The sequence below is a fragment of the Salipiger abyssi genome, from assembly GCF_001975705.1.
Lineage (GTDB): Bacteria > Pseudomonadota > Alphaproteobacteria > Rhodobacterales > Rhodobacteraceae > Salipiger > Salipiger abyssi.
The window spans coordinates 1,890,238-1,908,877 of the sequence record NZ_CP015093.1 but is presented as its reverse complement, the minus strand read 5'-3'; the positions used below and the strand labels follow the sequence as shown (position 1 = coordinate 1,908,877).

At 67.1% G+C, this 18,640-nt stretch carries 17 protein-coding genes; 12 read left to right on the top strand and 5 right to left on the bottom strand.

Translation table 11 applies throughout. The annotated features are described in order from the left end of the window. Window positions 1-33: 33 nt before the first annotated feature. From Ga0080574_RS12745 to purU, 5 genes are read left to right on the top strand one after another with little or no spacing between them, the layout of a single operon-like run. A complete protein-coding gene (locus Ga0080574_RS12745; RefSeq protein ID WP_076699689.1) occupies window positions 34-1,284 on the top strand; it encodes a sarcosine oxidase subunit beta family protein in 1,251 nt (416 codons plus the stop codon). A 9-nt stretch (window positions 1,285-1,293) separates the two neighbouring features. Continuing rightward, window positions 1,294-1,566 (top strand): sarcosine oxidase subunit delta, encoded by a 273-nt coding sequence (locus Ga0080574_RS12740; protein WP_076699686.1) that lies wholly within the window; start codon window positions 1,294-1,296, stop codon window positions 1,564-1,566. Further along, window positions 1,563-4,505 (top strand): sarcosine oxidase subunit alpha family protein, encoded by a 2,943-nt coding sequence (locus Ga0080574_RS12735; protein WP_076699683.1) that lies wholly within the window; start codon window positions 1,563-1,565, stop codon window positions 4,503-4,505. Before Ga0080574_RS12740 ends, Ga0080574_RS12735 begins: the two co-directional genes overlap by 4 nt. After that, window positions 4,498-5,061, top strand: coding sequence for a sarcosine oxidase subunit gamma (locus Ga0080574_RS12730; protein ID WP_076699681.1), 564 nt, complete (start codon window positions 4,498-4,500; stop codon window positions 5,059-5,061). The genes Ga0080574_RS12735 and Ga0080574_RS12730 overlap by 8 nt, the downstream gene beginning before the upstream one ends. Further along, window positions 5,058-5,942: a formyltetrahydrofolate deformylase gene (purU, locus tag Ga0080574_RS12725; RefSeq protein WP_076699678.1), complete on the top strand. Its 885-nt coding sequence runs from the start codon at window positions 5,058-5,060 to the stop codon at window positions 5,940-5,942. The genes Ga0080574_RS12730 and purU overlap by 4 nt, the downstream gene beginning before the upstream one ends. Window positions 5,943-6,030: 88 nt before the next feature. Here purU and Ga0080574_RS12720 read toward each other — a convergent pair whose 3' ends face one another. The 5 genes from Ga0080574_RS12720 to cyoA are packed head-to-tail and all read right to left on the bottom strand — an operon-like array spanning window position 6,031 to window position 10,885. Beyond that, the gene (locus Ga0080574_RS12720) at window positions 6,031-6,798 is read right to left on the bottom strand and encodes an SURF1 family protein (protein ID WP_076699675.1); all 768 of its coding nucleotides are present in this window, start codon (window positions 6,796-6,798) and stop codon (window positions 6,031-6,033) included. Next, complete coding sequence (gene cyoD, locus Ga0080574_RS12715) at window positions 6,795-7,175, bottom strand: cytochrome o ubiquinol oxidase subunit IV (protein WP_076699672.1); 381 nt, start codon at window positions 7,173-7,175, stop codon at window positions 6,795-6,797. The genes Ga0080574_RS12720 and cyoD overlap by 4 nt, the downstream gene beginning before the upstream one ends. After that, complete coding sequence (gene cyoC, locus Ga0080574_RS12710; RefSeq protein ID WP_076699669.1) at window positions 7,175-7,816, bottom strand: cytochrome o ubiquinol oxidase subunit III; 642 nt, start codon at window positions 7,814-7,816, stop codon at window positions 7,175-7,177. Before cyoC ends, cyoD begins: the two co-directional genes overlap by 1 nt. Continuing rightward, entirely contained in the window at window positions 7,813-9,801 is a 1,989-nt protein-coding gene (gene cyoB / locus Ga0080574_RS12705; RefSeq protein WP_076699666.1) for a cytochrome o ubiquinol oxidase subunit I, read from the bottom strand. Before cyoB ends, cyoC begins: the two co-directional genes overlap by 4 nt. Further along, window positions 9,791-10,885: a ubiquinol oxidase subunit II gene (gene cyoA / locus Ga0080574_RS12700; protein WP_076699663.1), complete on the bottom strand. Its 1,095-nt coding sequence runs from the start codon at window positions 10,883-10,885 to the stop codon at window positions 9,791-9,793. The genes cyoB and cyoA overlap by 11 nt, the downstream gene beginning before the upstream one ends. A gap of 557 nt (window positions 10,886-11,442) precedes the next feature. Between cyoA and Ga0080574_RS12695 the strand changes: the two genes are divergently transcribed. From Ga0080574_RS12695 to Ga0080574_RS12665, 7 genes are read left to right on the top strand one after another with little or no spacing between them, the layout of a single operon-like run. Next, complete coding sequence (locus Ga0080574_RS12695) at window positions 11,443-12,414, top strand: LacI family DNA-binding transcriptional regulator (protein WP_076699660.1); 972 nt, start codon at window positions 11,443-11,445, stop codon at window positions 12,412-12,414. Continuing rightward, complete coding sequence (locus Ga0080574_RS12690) at window positions 12,411-13,451, top strand: ABC transporter substrate-binding protein (protein WP_076699657.1); 1,041 nt, start codon at window positions 12,411-12,413, stop codon at window positions 13,449-13,451. The genes Ga0080574_RS12695 and Ga0080574_RS12690 overlap by 4 nt, the downstream gene beginning before the upstream one ends. Before the next feature lie 4 nt (window positions 13,452-13,455). Beyond that, entirely contained in the window at window positions 13,456-14,283 is an 828-nt protein-coding gene (locus Ga0080574_RS12685; RefSeq protein WP_076699654.1) for an ABC transporter permease, read from the top strand. Further along, window positions 14,280-15,056: an ABC transporter permease gene (locus Ga0080574_RS12680; protein WP_076699651.1), complete on the top strand. Its 777-nt coding sequence runs from the start codon at window positions 14,280-14,282 to the stop codon at window positions 15,054-15,056. Before Ga0080574_RS12685 ends, Ga0080574_RS12680 begins: the two co-directional genes overlap by 4 nt. Further along, window positions 15,049-16,008, top strand: a complete 960-nt coding sequence (locus tag Ga0080574_RS12675; protein WP_076699648.1) for an ABC transporter ATP-binding protein — start codon at window positions 15,049-15,051, stop codon at window positions 16,006-16,008. Before Ga0080574_RS12680 ends, Ga0080574_RS12675 begins: the two co-directional genes overlap by 8 nt. Further along, complete coding sequence (locus Ga0080574_RS12670) at window positions 16,008-16,889, top strand: nucleoside hydrolase (protein WP_076699645.1); 882 nt, start codon at window positions 16,008-16,010, stop codon at window positions 16,887-16,889. Before Ga0080574_RS12675 ends, Ga0080574_RS12670 begins: the two co-directional genes overlap by 1 nt. Beyond that, a complete protein-coding gene (locus Ga0080574_RS12665; RefSeq protein ID WP_076699642.1) occupies window positions 16,886-18,640 on the top strand; it encodes an adenine deaminase in 1,755 nt (584 codons plus the stop codon). The genes Ga0080574_RS12670 and Ga0080574_RS12665 overlap by 4 nt, the downstream gene beginning before the upstream one ends.

Sequence of the window (18,640 nt, the reverse complement as noted above, 5' to 3'; positions counted from 1 at the left end):
GCTAAGACAAGAGGAGCAGAAGGGAGTTCCGCGATGCATTTCTCGGGTTTCAGGGTCATCAAGGAGGCGCTGACCGGCCATAAGGGCTGGAAACCGCTCTGGCGCGATCCCGAACCGCAGCCGGAATACGATATCGTCATCGTCGGTGGCGGCGGCCACGGGCTCGCCACCGCCTATTACCTCGCCAATACCTTCGGCGAGGCGCGTGTGGCGGTGCTGGAGAAGGGCTGGCTCGGCTCCGGCAATATCGGGCGCAACACCACGATCATCCGCTCGAACTATCTGCTGCCCGGCAACGAGCCGTTCTATGAATTCTCGATGAAGCTCTGGGAAGGGCTGGAGCAAGAATTCAACTTCAACGCCATGGTCAGCCAGCGCGGCATTCTCAACCTCTGCCACAGCGACGGGCAGCGCGATGCCTTCCGCCGGCGCGGCAATGCCATGCTGCTGGCCGGCGCCGATGCCGAGCTGCTCGACCGCGACGGCGTGCGCGCCATGTATCCCTTCCTCAATTTCGACAACGCCCGCTTTCCCATCAAGGGCGGGCTGCTGCAACGCCGCGCCGGCACCGCGCGCCACGACGGTGTCGCCTGGGGCTATGCGCGCGGCGCCGACCGCAAGGGGGTCGACATCATCCAGAACTGCGAAGTGACCGGCTTTCGCATCGAGGGCGGCGCGGTGCGCGGGCTGGAGACGACGCGCGGCGCCATCCGCGCCAGGAAGGTCGGCGTGGCGGTGGCGGGCTCTTCGGGGCTGGTCATGGCGAAGGCGGGCATGCGCCTGCCCATCGAAAGCCATGTGTTGCAGGCCTTTGTCTCGGAAGGGCTGAAGCCCTGTATCGACGGGGTGATCACCTTTGGCGCCGGGCATTTCTATGTCAGCCAGTCCGACAAGGGCGGGCTGGTCTTTGGCGGCGATATCGACGGCTACAATTCCTACGCCCAGCGCGGCAACCTGCCGGTGGTCGAGGATGTGATCGAGGGCGGCATGGCGCTGATGCCGCGCATCGGGCGGGCGCGGCTGCTGCGCAGCTGGGGCGGCATCATGGATATGTCGATGGACGGCTCGCCGATCATCGACGCCACCCATATCGACGGGCTCTATCTCAATGCCGGCTGGTGCTATGGCGGCTTCAAGGCGACGCCGGCCTCGGGCTATGCCTTTGCCCATCTGCTTGCCACCGGTCGCCCGCACCCCACCGCCACCGCCTTCCGTCTCGACCGCTTCGCGCGCGGTCATGTCATCGACGAAAAGGGCGTTGGCGCCCAGCCGAACCTTCATTGAGGCGCTGACATGCTGATCCCCCACCCCCTTCTCGGCCTCCGCGACGCGCAGGAATTCACCTATCTCGGCGACGCCGCGCTGCTCGACCGCCCGGACGGCGGCGATGAGGCGGCGTTTTTCGACTACACCTATCTGCGAGACAACCCCGCTGGACAACATCGCGAGCTGTGGTTTCACGAGCAGGGCGACCGCTCCTGGCTGGTGGTCACCCGCGACACCCGCACGCATGAGATCGTCTCGGCAGAGCTCGCCTCGGACGTGAAACGGAGGGGCGGCGCATGACCCGGATCCCCGGCGGACTCATCGACCGCAGCAAGACGCTCAGCTTCACCTTCGACGGCAAGCGCTATCGCGGCCACCCCGGCGACACGCTGGCCTCGGCACTGCTGGCCAATGGCGTGCGACTGATGGGCCGCAGCTTCAAATACCACCGCCCGCGCGGCGTGATCTCGGCGGGCTCCGAAGAGCCCAACGCGCTGGTCACCCTGCGCAGCGGCGCCCGGGCCGAGCCCAACACCCGCGCCACCTGCGTCGAGCTCTATGACGGGCTCGAAGCCACCAGCCAGAACCGCTGGCCCTCGCTCGGCTTCGACGCGCTCGCGGTGAACGATCTCTTCGCGCCGTTCTTTGCCGCCGGGTTCTATTACAAGACCTTCATGTACCCCGCGCATTTCTGGGAAAAGCTCTACGAGCCGCTCATTCGCCGCGCGGCGGGGCTGGGCAAGCTCGCCGATGCGCCCGACCCGGATGCCTATGACAAGGGGTTCCTGCATTGCGACCTGCTGGTGATCGGCGGCGGTGCGGCGGGCCTGGCTGCCGCGCTGACGGCAGCGCGCAGCGGCGCGCAGGTGATCCTCGCCGACGAGGATTTCCGCCTCGGCGGGCGGTTGCTGATGGAAAGCCACAGGCTGGACGGCGCGCCCGCGACCGACTGGGTGGCCGGTGTCGAGGCCGAGCTGGACAGCCTGCCGAACCTGCGGCTGATGCGCCGCACCACGGTGTTCGGTGCCTATGATCACGGCATATATGGCGCGGTGGAGCGGCTGGGCGATCACCTCGCCACACCGGCCTCCATCCGCCAGACGCTCTGGCGGATCACCGCGAAACGCACTGTGCTGGCCGCCGGCGCCACCGAGCGCCACATCCCCTTTGCCGGCAACGACCGCCCCGGCGTGATGCTGGCCGGCGCGCTGCGCGCCTATGCCAACCGCTGGGGCGTGACACCGCAGACGCGCGAGAGCGACCGCGTGGCGATCTTCACCAATAACGACGATGGCCACCGCACCGCGCGCGATCTGCTGGAGAAGGGCGTGCCCGTCCTCGCGGTGATCGACCCGCGCGAGACCGCACCCCGCCTCGGCGACTATCAGCTCTATGCCGGCGCCAGCGTCACCGGCAGCAAGGGGCGGCTTGGACTGTCCTCCATTCAGGTGACCCGCGAGGGCCGCGCCGAGTGGCTCGAATGCGCGGTGCTGGGGGTCTCGGGCGGCTGGAACCCGAACCTGCACCTGACCGCCCATCACAGGGGCAAGCCGGTCTGGAGCGATGAGCAACTCACCTTCCTGCCCGGCGCCGACCTGCCGCCCGGCATGACCGTCGCCGGGGCCGCTGCCGGCCATGGCACGCCCCATGCGGCGCTGCGCTCGGGCGCCGAGGCCGCGCAACAGGCGCTCGCCGCGCTGGACATCGCGGCACCGCTGCCCGCGCTGCCCGGGGCCGAAGACCGCCCCGCCGGCGCCGCACCGCTCTGGCATGTGCCCGGCAAGGGCCGCGCCTGGGTGGATTTCCAGAACGACGTGACGGTGAAGGATATCGCGCTCGCCCATCGCGAGAACATGCGCAGCGTCGAGCATCTGAAACGCTGGACGACGCTCGGCATGGCCACCGATCAGGGCAAGACCGCCAATGTCACCGCGCTTGCGGTCATGGCCGAACTCACCGGCAGGACCGTGCCCCAGACCGGCACCACCGTGTTCCGCCCGCCCTACACGCCGGTGGCGCTTTCGGTGCTGGGCGGCGGCGATACCGGCGAGACGTTCCGCCCCCGCCGCCTGACGCCGACCCATCCGTGGGCCGAGTCACAGGGCGCCGAATTCGTCGAGGTCGGGCAATGGATGCGGGCGCAGTATTTCCCGCGGCCGGGCGAAACCCACTGGCGCGAGAGCGTCGACCGCGAGGTAAAGGCGGTGCGCGCGGGCGTCGGGCTCTGCGATGTGACGACGCTGGGCAAGGTGGATGTGCAGGGCGCGGATGCGGGCGACTTCCTCAACCGGATCTATGCCAACACGATGGCCACGCTGAAGGTGGGCCGCGTGCGCTATGGGCTGATGCTGCGCGAGGACGGGGTCGCCTATGACGACGGCACCTGCGCACGGCTGGCCGAGGATCACTACGTGGTCACCACCACCACCGCCAATGCCGGGCTCGTCTATCGCCAGATGGAGTTTGCCCGGCAATGCCTCTGGCCCGATCTCGACGTGCAGCTCATCTCCACCACCGACGCCTGGGCACAGATCGCGGTGGCCGGGCCGCAGTCGCGGACGCTGCTGGAGCGGGTGGTGGACGACTTCGACCTCTCGAACAAAGCGTTTCCCTTCATGGCCTGCGCGGCGCTCAGCATCTGCGGCGGGCTGCGCGCACGGCTCTTCCGGATCTCCTTCTCCGGCGAACTGGCCTATGAGATCGCCGTGCCCGCGCGCTACGGCAACGCGCTGATGGCACGGCTGATGGAGCTGGGCCGGGATCTCGGCGCCACGCCCTACGGCACCGAGGCGCTGGCGGTGCTGCGCATCGAAAAGGGCCACGCGGCGGGTGCGGAGCTCAACGGCCAGACCAGCGCGCAGATGCTCGGGCTGGGACGGATGGTTTCGGCCAAGAAGGACTCCATCGGCGCGGTGATGTCACGCCGCGAGGGGCTGGTCTCGGACAGCCGCCGGCTCGTCGGGCTGATGCCGCTGGACCCGGCGCAGAAGCTGCCCGCCGGTGCGCATCTCTTCGAGCCCGGCGCCGAGCGGACCACCGAAAGCGATCTCGGCTGGATCACCTCGGCCTGCTGGTCGCCGCATCTCGGCAGCCACATCGCGCTCGGCTTTGTCGCGGAGGGCGAGGCACGCATGGGCAGCGCGCTTGTCGCGGCCAACCCGCTGGAAGGCCAGGAGGTGGCGCTGCGCGTCGTCTCGGCCCATTTCGTCGATCCCGAAGGAGAGCGTCTCCGTGCATGATCTCGCCCCCCTCACCGCGCTCGGCGCCCCGGCACCGCGCCGCATCCGCCATGGCGCGCTGACCCTGAGCGAAGACCCCGGGCTCGCGCTGGCCTCGCTGGCGCTGCGCCGGGGTCAGCGCGAGCCCAGCCCCTTCGGGCTGACCCTGCCCGGCCCCGGCGCCTGGCGCGCCGGCACCGGCGTGGCGGCGTTCTGGACAGGCCCTGGGCAATGGATGATCGAGGCGCCGGGCCGGGCGGAGGAGGATTTCACCGCAGCGCTGGCCGCCGAGGCGCCGGGCGCGTCGGTGACCGAGCAGACCGATGGCTGGGCCGCGTTCGAGATCGCCTCGTCCCAAGGCGCGGCACCGCTCCTGCGGCTGGCAGAGAAACTCGTCAACCTGCCGCCGGACGCGCTGGCCCCGGGCCGCGCCACCCGCACCGGGCTGCATCACATGAGCGTCTTTGTCCTGCGCCGCAGCGAAGACCGGCTGAGTGTGCTGGGCATGCGCTCGGCGGCGGGATCGCTCTGGCACGCGCTGACGCAGGCCGCACACCGACTGGAGACACCGGAATGACCAAGATCGCCCTCACCGTGACCTGCCGCTCGACCCGCGGCATCGTGGCCGCCATCGCCAGTTTCCTTGCCGAACAGGGCTGCAATATCACCGACAGCGCCCAGTTCGACGATTTCGAGACCGGCAATTTCTTTATGCGGGTCAGCATGACCCCGGAAACCGGCGCGACGCGGGCAGAGCTTGAGGCGCGCTTTGCCGAGACCGCGAAGGGCTTCGGCATGGACTATGCCTTCCACGACGAGAGCCAGAAGATGAAAGTCATCATCATGGTCTCGCGCTTCGGCCATTGTCTCAACGACCTGCTCTATCGCTGGCGCATCGGCGCGCTGCCGATCGACATCGTGGCGGTGATCTCGAACCATATGGATTACCAGAAAGTCGTGGTGAACCACGACATCCCGTTCCACTGCATCAAGGTCACCAAGGAGAACAAGCCGCAGGCCGAGCGCCGCATCATGGAGGTGGTCGAGGAAACCGGCGCCGAGCTGGTGGTGCTGGCGCGCTACATGCAGATCCTCTCGGACGAGATGTGTCAGAAGATGTCGGGGCGGATCATCAATATCCACCACTCCTTCCTGCCGAGCTTCAAGGGGGCGAACCCGTACAAGCAGGCGTTCGAGCGTGGCGTGAAGCTGATCGGGGCGACCTCGCATTACGTGACCGCCGATCTCGACGAAGGCCCGATCATCGAGCAGGACACGGTGCGGGTGACGCATGCGCAATCGCCGGAAGACTACGTGTCGCTGGGCCGCGATGTGGAAGCCTCGGTGCTGGCCCGCGCGATCCACGCGCATATCCACCGGCGGGTTTTCCTCAATGGCAACAAGACGGTGGTGTTCCCGGCCTCGCCGGGCAGCTACGCCTCCGAGCGTATGGGCTGAGCGCGGCGCCTGCGGCGCCGGGGTTGAGTATTTGCAGAAAGATGAAGATGCGGGCGCGGCACTCATAAGGGGCCGCGCCTTTGTTTGGTCAGGTGTCGGGCGGGCGCCGCAGCTCCTGGCGGAGCAGCAGGGCGAAGCCGGCGAGCGTCAGTGCGGCGAGGGCGAACCAGGTCAGCGCGTAGCTGAGATGGGCGTTGCGAAAGCGCACGACCGTCTGCCCGCCGCGCGGCCAGCCCTGCGGGTCGACCCCCTCGGCATCGACGAAATAGGGGGCGGCGGTCGCGAACCCCTTCGCCTGGGTGATCGAGCCGATATCGCGGCGATACCAGCGCTGGTTCTCGGGATCGTTGGCGCGCGAGAAGAGCCAGCCCTCATCCTCGGAGATCCGCAGCAGGCCGGTGACGGTCACGCGGCCCGCATCGCGGTCGAACTGCCCGGCCTCGGCGAGCGCCTGCGGCACCAGCCCGCGATTGACCATGACGATGCTGTCATCGTCGCGCCGCAGCGGCGTCAGCACCCAGTCGGCGGGGCCGTAATCGGAGGGGGTGTAGATCAGCACCTCCTCATCGTTGAGAAAGCGCCCGGAGAGGGCGACGCGCCGGTATTCGTCGCGCGCCGCCGTGATACCCAGCCAGTCGGCGGCGCCGGGCGCCGCCACCGGGGCGGCATGGACACGGGCGTCGACCCGCGCGATCAGGTCGCGCTTCCAGTGCAGGCGGCGGATCTGCCAGAGACCGAGCCCCGAGAACCCCGCGAAGAGCAGCGCGGCGACCAGCCCGGCGAGGATCAGGCGCATCCCGACCCGGGCGCGTGCCGGGGCCCCGGAGGGCCCCGTTCCGGAGAGGGGGATGTTCATCCCTCCTGCGCCTGAAGGCTCTTCATCTGCTCGATCTGCCGATGCATCTCGGGCATCGGCATCATGTTCTCGTTCATATTGTGCATGACCCAGAGCGAGCCGGCGAGCACGATGGCGAGGATGATCACCGCGAAGATGCTGGCGGACAGCGTCCAGCCTTCCTCGGAGGAGCGGCTGAGATGCAGGAAATAGACCAGATGCACGAGGATCTGCACCGCGCCCAGCCCCATGATGATGCCCACAAGCGTGCTGCGGCTCATTTCGACCTCGCCCATGACGAGGCCGAAGGGAATGATGGTCAGCAGCGCCGCGAGGCCGAAGCCGATCATCAGCTGCCCCATGGTGCCATGCGATGCGGTATGCGTGTGTGACGACATCAGACCAGCCTCACCAGATAGACAAAGGAAAACACGCCGATCCAGACGAGATCGAGGAAGTGCCAGAACATCGAGAGCGTCGAGAGGCGGCGCATATTGGCCTCGATGAGCCCGTGCATGCGGATCTGCGCCATCAGCGTCACCAGCCAGATGATCCCGCCCGTGACGTGCAGCCCGTGCGTGGCCACCAGCGCGAAGAAGGACGACAGGAAGGCCGAGCGGTCCGGCCCGGCGCCGATATGGATCAGGTGGCGGAACTCGTAAAGCTCCATGCCGATGAAGCCCGCGCCAAAGAGCCCGGTCACCGCCAGCCACATCAGCGTTGTGTCGCGCTTGCGCTTTTCCGCCTGCAACATCGCCACGCCGAAGGTGACGGAGGAGATCAGCAGCAGCGCGGTTTCGATGGCGACGAAGCCCGGCTCGAACAGATCCTTGGGCGCGGGCCCGCCGGCATAGCTGCCGCCGAGCACCGCATAGGTGGCAAAGAGCGCCCCGAAGATGATGCAGTCGCTCATCAGGTAGATCCAGAACCCGATGGGGGTCGGGCTGGCGTGGTGATGCTCGGCCCCGTCATGGCCCACCGCATGGGCGTGGGGCGCGGGCCCGTCGGGCAGAGCAAGCTCGGCGTCGCGCGGGGTCATGCGGCCGCTCCTTTCAGTTCGGTGGCGGTCACCTCATCGCTGGGAATGTGGTAATCGCGGTTGTAGTTGAAGGTGTGGGCGATGCCCAAAGCCAGCATCGCGGCAAAGCTCAGGAGCGCGAGCCACCAGATGTACCAGACCATGGCAAAGCCGAAGACCAGCGCGGCGGCGGAGATCAGCGCGCCGGTCGCGGTGTTTTTGGGCATATGGATCGGGCGGTAATGCCCGGACCATGTGAAGCCGGTCTGCTTCATGTGCCAGAAGGCTTCGCGCCCGACGATCCGGATGTCTTCGGGGAAGTTATAGGGCGCCGGCGGCGATTGCGTGGCCCATTCCAGCGTGCGCGCGTCCCAGGGATCGCGGCCGCAGGCCAGCCGCTTGCGGTCACGGATCGAGACGTAGAATCCGGCGAAGGTCGACAGGATGCCCAGCAGGATCAGCACCGCGCCAAAGGCCGCGACGATGAAATAGGGCTGCCAGCCGGCATCGGGATAGGCGTTCATCCGGCGCGTGACCCCCATCAGCCCCAGCGCGTAGAGCGGCATGAAGGCAAAGTAGAAGCCTACGAACCAGAACCAGAAGCTGCGCCGCCCCCATGTGTCGTCGAGCCGGAAGCCGAAGGCCTTGGGCCACCAGTAGGTGACGGCGGCATAGACCGCAAAGACCACCCCGCCGATGATCACATTGTGGAAATGCGCGATCAGGAACAGCGTGTTGTGCAGTTGGAAATCGACCGGCGGCACCGCCAGCAGAACCCCGGACATGCCGCCGATGGTGAAGGTCACGAGAAAGCCGATCACCCAGAGCATCGGCACTTCGAGCCGCACCCGGCCCTTGTACATGGTGAAGAGCCAGTTGAAGATCTTCACCCCCGTGGGCACCGCGATGATCATCGTAGTGATGCCGAAGAAGGTGTTCACGCTGGCACCCGAACCCATGGTGAAGAAGTGGTGCAGCCAGACGACAAAGCTCAGCACCATGATGCAGGCGGTGGCCCAGACCATCGTGCGATACCCAAAGATCGGCTTGCCCGAGAAGGTCGCCACGACCTCGGAGATGACGCCGAAACAGGGGATGATGAGGATATAGACCTCCGGGTGACCCCAGACCCAGATCAGGTTGATATACATCATCGCGTTCCCACCGAAATCATTGGTGAAGAAGTGGAACCCGAGATAGCGGTCGAGCGTCAGCAGCGCGAGCGTGGCGGTCAGCACCGGGAAGGCGGCGACGATCAGCACGTTGGTGATCAGCGAGGTCCAGGCAAAGATCGGCATGTCCATGAGCTTCATGCCCGGCGCGCGCATCTTGAGCACCGTGGCGATCATGTTGATGCCGGAAAGCGTGGTGCCCACGCCGGCGATCTGCAACGCCCAGAGATAGTAGTCCATCCCCGGCCCGGTGCTGTAACTCGCCCCCGACAAGGGTGGAAAGGCCAGCCAGCCGACCCGCGCGAACTCACCGATGAAAAGCGAGATATTGACCAGCAGCGCGCCCGCGACGGTCATCCAGAACGAGAAGTTGTTGAGGAAGGGAAAGGCCACGTCACGCGCGCCGATCTGGAGCGGCATGACATAGTTCATCAGCCCGGTGACAAAGGCCATGGCGACGAAAAAGATCATGATCACGCCATGGGCGGTAAAGACCTGGTCGTAGTGGTGCGACGGCAGATAGCCCTCGACCCCGCCGGCGGCCATGGCCTGCTGAAGCCGCATCATCAGCGCGTCGGCAAAGCCGCGCACCATCATGATGAAGCCCAGGATCATGTACATGATGCCGATCTTCTTGTGATCGACGGTGGTCACCCAGTTCCGCCAGAGCGGCCCCCAGAGGCGGAAATAGCTCATCAGCGCCAGCACCAGCAGCCCGCCCAGCGCAACGCCGGCAAAGGTGCCGACAAGGATCGGCTCGTGATAGGGGATCCAGTCGAGCGTCAGGCGCCCGAAGATCGGCGACGGGCTCGGTTGTGCGGTCTCAGTTAACATGGATGCTGTCCTCCTGGCCGTCCACGCCGGGGCCGCAGATCAGGCCGGGCACGGTCAGCAGCGCCTCTTCGCGGGCGCTCTCGTGATGGGAAGTCGCTGCCGGTTCCGGCAGGGTGATGGGGGCGCCGAACCCGTCGATGGCGCGGGCGCGGTCATGGCTGTAGGCGGCTGCATCGCCGATGCCCTCCAGCCCGCCGCCGCCCATGCTGTCGGACATCATCATGTCCTTCATGCAGACCTTGCCGGCCTCGACACAGAGATTGACGATGCGGTCGAAAAGCCCGTCCTCGACGGAGGCGAAATAGCTCACCGGCGCGTCGATGGAGGGCTTTTCCAGCGCCAGATAGCTGTCGCGGTCAAGCGGCGTACCCGTCTCGCGCAGCCCGGCGACCCAGGCTTCGAAATCGTCCTCGCCGAGCGCCTTTGTCTCGAACACCATGTCCGAGAACCCGGGACCGGAGTAATGCGCAGACCGGCCCTGGAACGTGCCCTCGCTGTCGGCGATCAGGTGCAGCTTGGTCTCCATCCCCGCCATGGAATAGACCATGCCGCCCAGCGCCGGGATCGACAGCGTGTTCATCACGGTCGACGAGGTCAGGCTGAAATTCACCGGACGCCCGGCCGGGATCGCCAGTTCGTTGACCGAGGCCACGCCCAGTTCGGGGTAGATAAAGAGCCATTTCCAGTCGAGCGAGACCGCCTGCACCTCAACGGGCGCGCCGGCTTCGAGATGATCGAGCGGGCGATAGGGGTCGAGCCGGTGGGTATAGACATAGGTGTACCAGCCCAGCGCCGCGACGATCAGCACCGGAACGCCCCAGACCACCGCTTCGAGCTTGTTGGAATGCTCGAAACTCGGGTCGTAATCGGAGGTATCGCTGCGGTCGGCGCGGTATCTCAGCGGGAAATAGACGGCCATGAACAGGACCGGAAGAATGACGATCAGCATGAGAAGGGTCGAGATGATCAGCAGGTTGCGTTCCTGCCCGCCGACCCAGCCCTGCGGCGACAGAACATCGTAGCGGCATCCGGAGAGCGCAAGTGCACACCCCGCTGCCAGCAGCGGTTTTCTTAGATATATCAAGCGTATGCCTCTTTCGTGTCCGACAGGCTGCGGGTGTCGACGAAGGGCACGGGCAGTCCGGAACGTTGGTTCGCAGGCAAGGGCCTAGACCTCACGCCGGCGCACATCGCTGCGACAAATCGACATGCGCCGGAAGAATTCCGATTATCTCACAGATAGTTGAGCGGTTTTCACTCTCTCGTGCGCGTCGCGCGCCGCTAAAGATGCCGAATGCATACCTTTTAGGCAGCTTTCTCTCCCAGCGGCGGCGCAGCGCCGCCGGTAACCGGACGATTCCATATGGAAAAGCGTTCCGTCGGAACGCCGGAGCACGCGAGATTTCGAGCCGCGCACCCGATCTGGATCGACCGTGGTTCGGCATAGTCCTCCCGAAAGAGGCGCTGCCGCAATTCCGGAGCCCGCGCCACCAGCCCGATGCGCGTGCGATCAATTCGCATGCAACCACCTCCGGGAAATGCCTGTCTGACCGGAATTTCCGATGTCGCCACTTGACGCGGAACGCATCGGTCGCGCTGAATTTGCTTAATCGTTTAATCTGCCAGGAGCCGAGTCGGGGCATGACACCCAAGCTGGAAGACATCGCGCGCGCCATGGGGGTCTCCAAGGCCACCGTGTCCAACGCGCTCTCTGGCAAGGGGCGGGTCTCGGAGGCGTTGAAGGCCCGCATCCGCGACGAGGCTGCGCGACTGGGCTATGCCCCTTCGGTGCAGGCGCGGGCGCTGCGCACCGGGCGCAGCGGCGTGATCGGGCTGGTACTGCCCGACATCGCGAATCCGCTCTTTCCCGCTCTGGCCCAATCCATCGAAGCGGCAGCGCAGGCGCGCGGGCTCGGCGTGCTCATCGCCGACAGCCGGGGCACCCGCGAGGCACAGGACAAGGCGCTGCGCCGGCTGCTGCGGCAAGGGGCCGACGGGCTGGTCGTGGTGCCGAGACGCGGTACAAAACTGCCAGAGCTCGCGGTGCCGGTCGCGGTCATCGACGCCGCCTCTACCCCGGGCAACACCATCTCTGCCGATCACCGGCAGGGCGGCGCGCTGATCGCCGAGCATCTGCGCAGCTTCGGGCACAAGAACATCCTTATCGTCGGGCAAAGCCGCTCGTCCCGGGTACAGACCGACCGGGTGGCCGGCATGCGAGCGGCACTCGACAGCGACATGCGCGCAAGGGTGCTTTGGCTGGAGGAAGCCCCCCTCCCCGCGCCGCGCGACATCCTGGCCCAGGGCTTCACCGCGCTTGCCGCCACTTCCGACCTGATCGCGCTGCCGCTGCTGACGCGCTTGCAGGCGGCCGGGCTGAAGGTGCCGCAAGAGATCGCGGTGACCGGCTTCGACAATCACGCCTTCTCGGCGCTTGTGGCGCCGGGCCTGACCACCGTCGCCCAGAATCTGGGCACCATCGCCGAGGGCGCGCTGGCCAGCGTGCTGGCGCAGCTCGACGCCCAACCCGCACCGCCGCCGCGCACCGTTCCGGTGACGCTGCTGCCACGCGGCACAACCATAAACCAACCCAACACGGAGACCTGCCCATGACCCGACGTCCCGCCAAGACCCGCCTGCTGGCGGCGGCGAGCCTGAGCGCGCTCGCCCTCGCACCCGCGGCCCATGCCGCCGACAAGACGCTGACCATCTCGGTCTACAGCTTTGCCCAGGATGAATTCAAAGAGATCGTCTACGACCCGTTCGAGGAGATCTGCGACTGCGATATCGTCGTCGAGACCGGCAATTCCGTCGAGCGGCTGGCCAAGATCGAAGCCAACAAGGACGACCCGGTGATCGACATGGCGGTGCTCTCCACCCATGACGCCATGGGCGCCGCCCGCAAGGATCTGCTGCAACCGGTCGATGTGTCGAAACTGTCGAATTACGACAAGCTCTACGACATCGCCAAGGATCCGCTGGGCGACCATCTGGGCATTGGCTACACTTTCTACGCCACCTCCATCGTGTACCGCTCCGACAAGGTGACGGTGGAGAGCTGGGCCGACCTGATGTCGCCCGAGCTGGCAGGCAACGTGGCCTTTCCCGATGTCACCACCAACCAGGGCCCGCCGGCGCTCTACATGCTCGGCCAGGCGATGGGATCGGAGGGCTATGACCTCTCCCCCGCCATCGAAGAGGTCGCCGCGCATGCGGACGATATCGTGACCTATTACGTGCGCTCCTCGCAGCTCGCTCAGCTCATGCAGCAGGAGGAGATCTGGGCCGCGCCGGTGGGCCGCTTTGCCTGGGGCCGGTTCAAGGACAATGGGCTGCCGATGGAATGGGCGAGACCGAAAGAGGGCCAGACCGGCGGCATGAACGTCATGGTGATGACCGCCAATAACGGCAACGAGGATCTGGCGCTGCAATTCATGGATTTCTGGCTCTCGACCGACATCCAGACCGCGCTGGCCGAGGCGCTGGTCGACAGCCCCGCCAATGCCGAGGTGGAGGTCTCCGACGAGGTGGCCGAGAACCTGACCTATGGTGCCGAGACCGTGGCCTCGCTCAAGCTGCTGCCGCCCGACGTGATCCTCGACAGCCGCGAAAGCTGGCTGGAGGAATGGAACGCCAAGGTGCTGAAGTAAGCTCATGTTCGAGGACAAACGCACAGGTCTCGCCCTGGCCTTGCCTGCGGCGGTCTTCGCCGCGGCGCTGTTTCTGCTGCCGGTGGGCATCCTGCTTTCCGAAGGCTTTCGCAATGCCGACGGCTGGTCGCTGGCGCCTTATGTCGAGTTCTTCGCCAGCGGCCGCAACCGCGTGGTGTTCCTGCGCACGCTGAAACTGGCGGCGCTTGTGGCCGGGGTCTCGGCGGTGATTGGCTATGCCACCGCCTTCGCCATCGTCAGCCTGCCGCCCGCCTCGCGCGGACGGGTCTTTGCGCTGGTCACCCTGCCGTTGATGATCTCGCCCGTGGCGCGCACCTATGCATGGCTGGTGATCCTCGGGCGCACCGGCTTCGTCAACCAGGTGCTGGTGGGAAGCGGGCTGCTCGACACGCCGCTGCGGCTGCTTTTCACCGAGACCGCCGTCTTTATCGGCCTGCTGCAACTCTTCCTGCCGCTAATGATCATCAGCCTGGTCTCGGCGATGGAGAACATGCCGCGCGATGCGGTGCCCGCCGCGCGAGTACTCGGCGCCAACTGGTTTCAGGTCTTTGCCCGGGTCATCCTGCCGCTCACCCGCGAGGGGCTGGTGATCGGAGGCACGCTGGTCTTCACCGGTTCGATGACCGCCTATATCACACCCGCCATCCTCGGCGGCGCCAAGGTACTGATGCTGGAGACGCTGCTCTATCAGCGGGTCACGGTGGCCAATGATTTCGCCTCGGCGAGCGTGATCGCCATGATCCTCATGGTCATGGCCTTCTCCGCCAACCTGCTGCTCAAGCGTCTCGCCACCGCAAGGAGGGCGCGATGAACCGTCTGCCGAGCTGGGTCATCCTGACCCTGACCCTCGCCTTTCTGATCGGCCCGTTCCTGATCATCATCGCCGCCGCGCTCTCGGCGGGCAATTCGCTGGCCTTCCCGCCGCAGGGCCTGTCGCTCAAGTGGTTCATCAAGGTCTTTACCATCGAGAGCTTCCGCGCCTCTTTCGGCGTGTCGATGTTTCTCGCGGTGGGCGGCACGCTGACGGCGCTGGCGCTGGGGATTCCCGCCAGCTACGCGATGACCCGCTACCGCGTGCCGGGGGCCGAGGCGGTGCGGCTGATCGTCTCCTCGCCGATCATCGTGCCGGGCATCATCGTCGGCCTCGCACTGTTGCGCTATCTGGTGCTGCCCACCGGCATCGGCATGCTCACCGCGCTGTTCCTCGCCCATACGGCACTGGTGCTGCCCTATGCGGTACGCGTGGTCTCCGCCTCAATGGAGAACCTGCGCACCGACATGGAAGAGGCGGCGCTGATCCTCGGCTGCACGCGGTTTCAGGCGGTGACCAAGGTGGTGCTGCCGAATATTCGCGGCGGCATCCTCGCCGCCTTCATCCTGGGCTTTGTCACCTCGTTCAATCAGGTGCCGGTCTCACTGTTCCTGTCGGGGCCGGGGATCCGCACCCTGCCCATCGACATGATCGCCTATATGGAAATCAACTATGATCCATCCGTGGCGGCGCTTTCAGCGCTGCTCGCCTTCCTCTCCATCGGCATCATCCTCGCCGCGGAACGGTTCCTGGGGTTCTCGAAATATGTCTGACTACGTTGCGCTCGACGGGCTCACGCTCGCCTATGGCAAGACCGTCGCCGTGGAGGGGCTCGACCTCTCCATCGCCAAGGGCGAGCTGATCACCCTGCTGGGGCCCTCGGGCTGCGGCAAATCCACCACCATGCGCGCCATCGCCGGGCTGATGACGCCCAGCGCCGGGCGTATCGTGATCGACGGGCGCGACGTGACCCGCCTGCCGCCGTCCAAGCGGGAGGTCGGGCTGGTGTTTCAGAGCTATGCGCTGTTTCCGCATCTGACGGTTTACGAAAACGTGGCCTTTGGGCTGCGGCTGAAATCGGCACCCGATCTCGACGCCAAGGTGCGCGACGGGCTCGCGACCGTCGGGCTGACCGAGTTCGCGGATCGCGCGCCGCGCGATCTGTCGGGCGGGCAGCAGCAGCGGGTGGCGCTGGCCCGCAGTCTGGTGATGGAACCCAAGGTGTTGCTGCTCGACGAACCGCTCTCCAATCTCGACGCGCGGCTGCGCCTGGAAATGCGGATGGAGCTGCAACGGGTGCAGAAGGAGACGGGCATCACCATGGTCTTTGTCACCCACGATCAGGCCGAGGCGCTGGCACTGGCCGACCGCATAGTGCTGATGCGCGATGGCGCCATCGAGCAGATGGGCACGCCGGAAGAGATCTATTCCGCGCCGGTCTCGGGCTTTGCCGCCGATTTTATCGGCTTCGAGACGATCCTGCCCGACGGCGCGGGCGGCGGGCTGGCCTGGCGTCCCGGCGCGGTGGTGCTGGGCAGCGGCCCCAACCAGGGCACGGTGCGCGGCACCGCCTTTGCCGGCGAACGCCGGGAATACATCCTCGACAGCCCGCTTGGCACGATCAAGGCCGACACCCCCGCCGGCGCCGCGCCGCTGGAGATCGGCCAGAGCGTCGCCTTCGACCTGCCGCGCGAGCGCGCCGCGCATCTGGCGCGGCTCGACTGATGGGGATCTGGATCGACACCGATATGGGGGTCGACGACCTCTTTGCGGTGCTGATGCTCGACGGCGCACTGCCCATCGACGGCATGTCGCTGGTCTTTGGTTGTGCCGAGCTGGCCTCGGTGCGGGCCAATGCGCTCGACGCGGCCAACGCCTATGGCTGGACCTTCCCGGTGACCGAGGGCGCCGACCGCGCGCTTCGCGGGGGGCTGGAGACCGCCGCACGCATCCTCGGGCCCGCCGGACAGCCGAGCCGTGGGCTGCGCCTGCCCCGCGCGGTGGACCGGCCGCTGACCCGCGCGCTGACCGGGCTGATGACCTGGCTGGAATGGCACGAGCAGGCAGAGATTCTGGCCATGGGGCCGCTCACCAACCTCGCCTATCTGGCGCTGGCCCGGCCCGACCTGCTGCCGCGCATCCGCCGCATCGTCTGGATGGGCGGCTCGGTCGGGCGCGGCAACCACACGCCTTATGCCGAGTTCAACGCCATCGCCGACCCGGAGGCACTGGCGCTGCTGCTCGCCCGCGAGGTGCCGCTGGTGATGGTCGATCTCGAAGCCTGCCGCAAGGTGCAGGTGACCGAGCCCGACCTCGCCCCCCTGCCGCCGATCATGCACGACCTGATGGGCGGCTATCTCGATATCGGCCTCAGCCGGGGCCGCCCCGGCATGGCGCTTTACGATCCGGTCGCCGCGGCGCTGCTGCGCGCGCCCGAGCTCTTCACCCTGAGCCATGTCGAACTGGTGACCGAGCTCGCCGATCCGGAGCGCCGGGGCCAGACCCGCGTCACCCCCGCCACCGCCACGCCCTGGCAGATCGTCTCCGATCTCGACGCGGATGCGGTGCGCGGGCTCTGCCTCTCCGCCCTGAGGGATCCGTCATGAGCCTTTCCGAACCGCAGGATCTCGACGATGCCGCGTTGCGCGACCGCGCCATTGCCGCCGCGCGCGGAGACGCGCCCTTCGATCTGCTGATCCTCGGCGGGCAAGTGGCCGACACCGCGCTGGGAGAGATCCGCGCGGCCGATATCGGCATCGTGGGGCCACTCATCGCCTCGGTCCACGCGCCGGGCACGCGGGCGGATGCGGCGGAGACGCTCGACGCGACCGGCATGATCGTCACGCCGGGGCTGATCGACACGCATATGCATGTGGAAAGCTCCATGATCACGCCCGAGACCTATGCCGCCCATGTGCTGCCGCGCGGGGTGACGACGTTGGTCTGGGATCCGCATGAATTCGCCAATGTGGCCGGCGTCGAGGGGCTCGACTATGCTGCGCGCGGCGCCGCCAATGCCTGCGCCCGCATCCTGCCGCTGGTGCCCTCCTGCGTACCCTCGGCGCCCGGCTACGAGACGGCGGGGGCGGATTTCGACGGCGCCACCATCGCCACGCTGATCGAGCGGCCCGACATGCACGGGCTGGCGGAGGTCATGGATATGGGCGCGGTGATCGCGCGCGCGCCCCGGATGCGCGGCATCCTTCAGGCGGCGCTGGCCTCGGGCAAACCGCTCTGCGGCCATGCGCGCGGGCTGACCGGGGCCGAGCTTCAGGCCTTCACCGCGGCGGGGATCACCTCGGATCACGAGCTCACATCCGCCGAGGATCTGATGGAAAAGCTGCGCGCCGGGCTCTGGATCGAGCTGCGCGGCTCGCACGATCACCTGCTGCCGGAGATTGCACAGCGTCTGGCGGGCCTCCCGCACTGCCCACCCACCCTGACGCTCTGCACCGACGATACCTTTCCCGACGATCTGGCGCGGGACGGCGGGCTCGACGATATGCTGCGCCGGATGATCCGCTATGGCCTGCCGCCGATGCGGGCGCTTCAGGCCGCGACCCTGAACGCGGCACTGCGGCTGGGGAGGCATGACCTGGGTCGCGTGGCGCCGGGGAAACGCGCCGATCTGGTGCTGACCCGTTCGCTGGAGGCGTTCGGCGCCGAGCATGTGCTGTTCAACGGCGCCGCCCCCGCCCCGACCACACCGTTGCCACTGCCCGAACGGCTGCGCGGCAGCATGCGCCTGTCGCCGGTCACGCAGGAAGCGTTCGAAATTGCGGCGAAGGGCCCTGAGGTACGGCTTGCCACCATCGACCGGCCACGCTTCACCCAGTGGGGCGAGATCGCAGCCCCGGTCAACGACTGCAAGGTCGTGCTGCCGCAGGGCGCCACACGGATCGCCGTGCTGCATCGCCACGGGACTGCCGAACCCGCGCCCAAGGTCGGGATACTGACCGGCTGGGGCGACTGGCGCGGCGCCTTTGCCACCACGGTCAGCCATGACAGCCACAACCTCACGGTCTTCGGCGCAGATCCGCGCGACATGGCCACCGCCGCCAATGCGCTCATCGCCTGCGGCGGCGGCATGGCCGTGGCGCAGGGCGGCGCGGTCACGGCGCTGCTGCCGCTGCCGGTGGCGGGGCTGGTCTCCGACGCGCCGCTGGACGAAGTGGCCGAAGGGCTGGTGACGCTGCGTACCGCGATGGAGAGCGTGGTCGACTGGCAGCCGCCCTATCTGGTCTTCAAGGCGCTGGTGGGCGCGACGCTGGCCTGCAACAAGGGCCCGCATCAGACCGATCTCGGCATTGCCGATCCGCAGGCGGGCAAGCTCCTGACCTCGCCGGTGCTGGGCTGA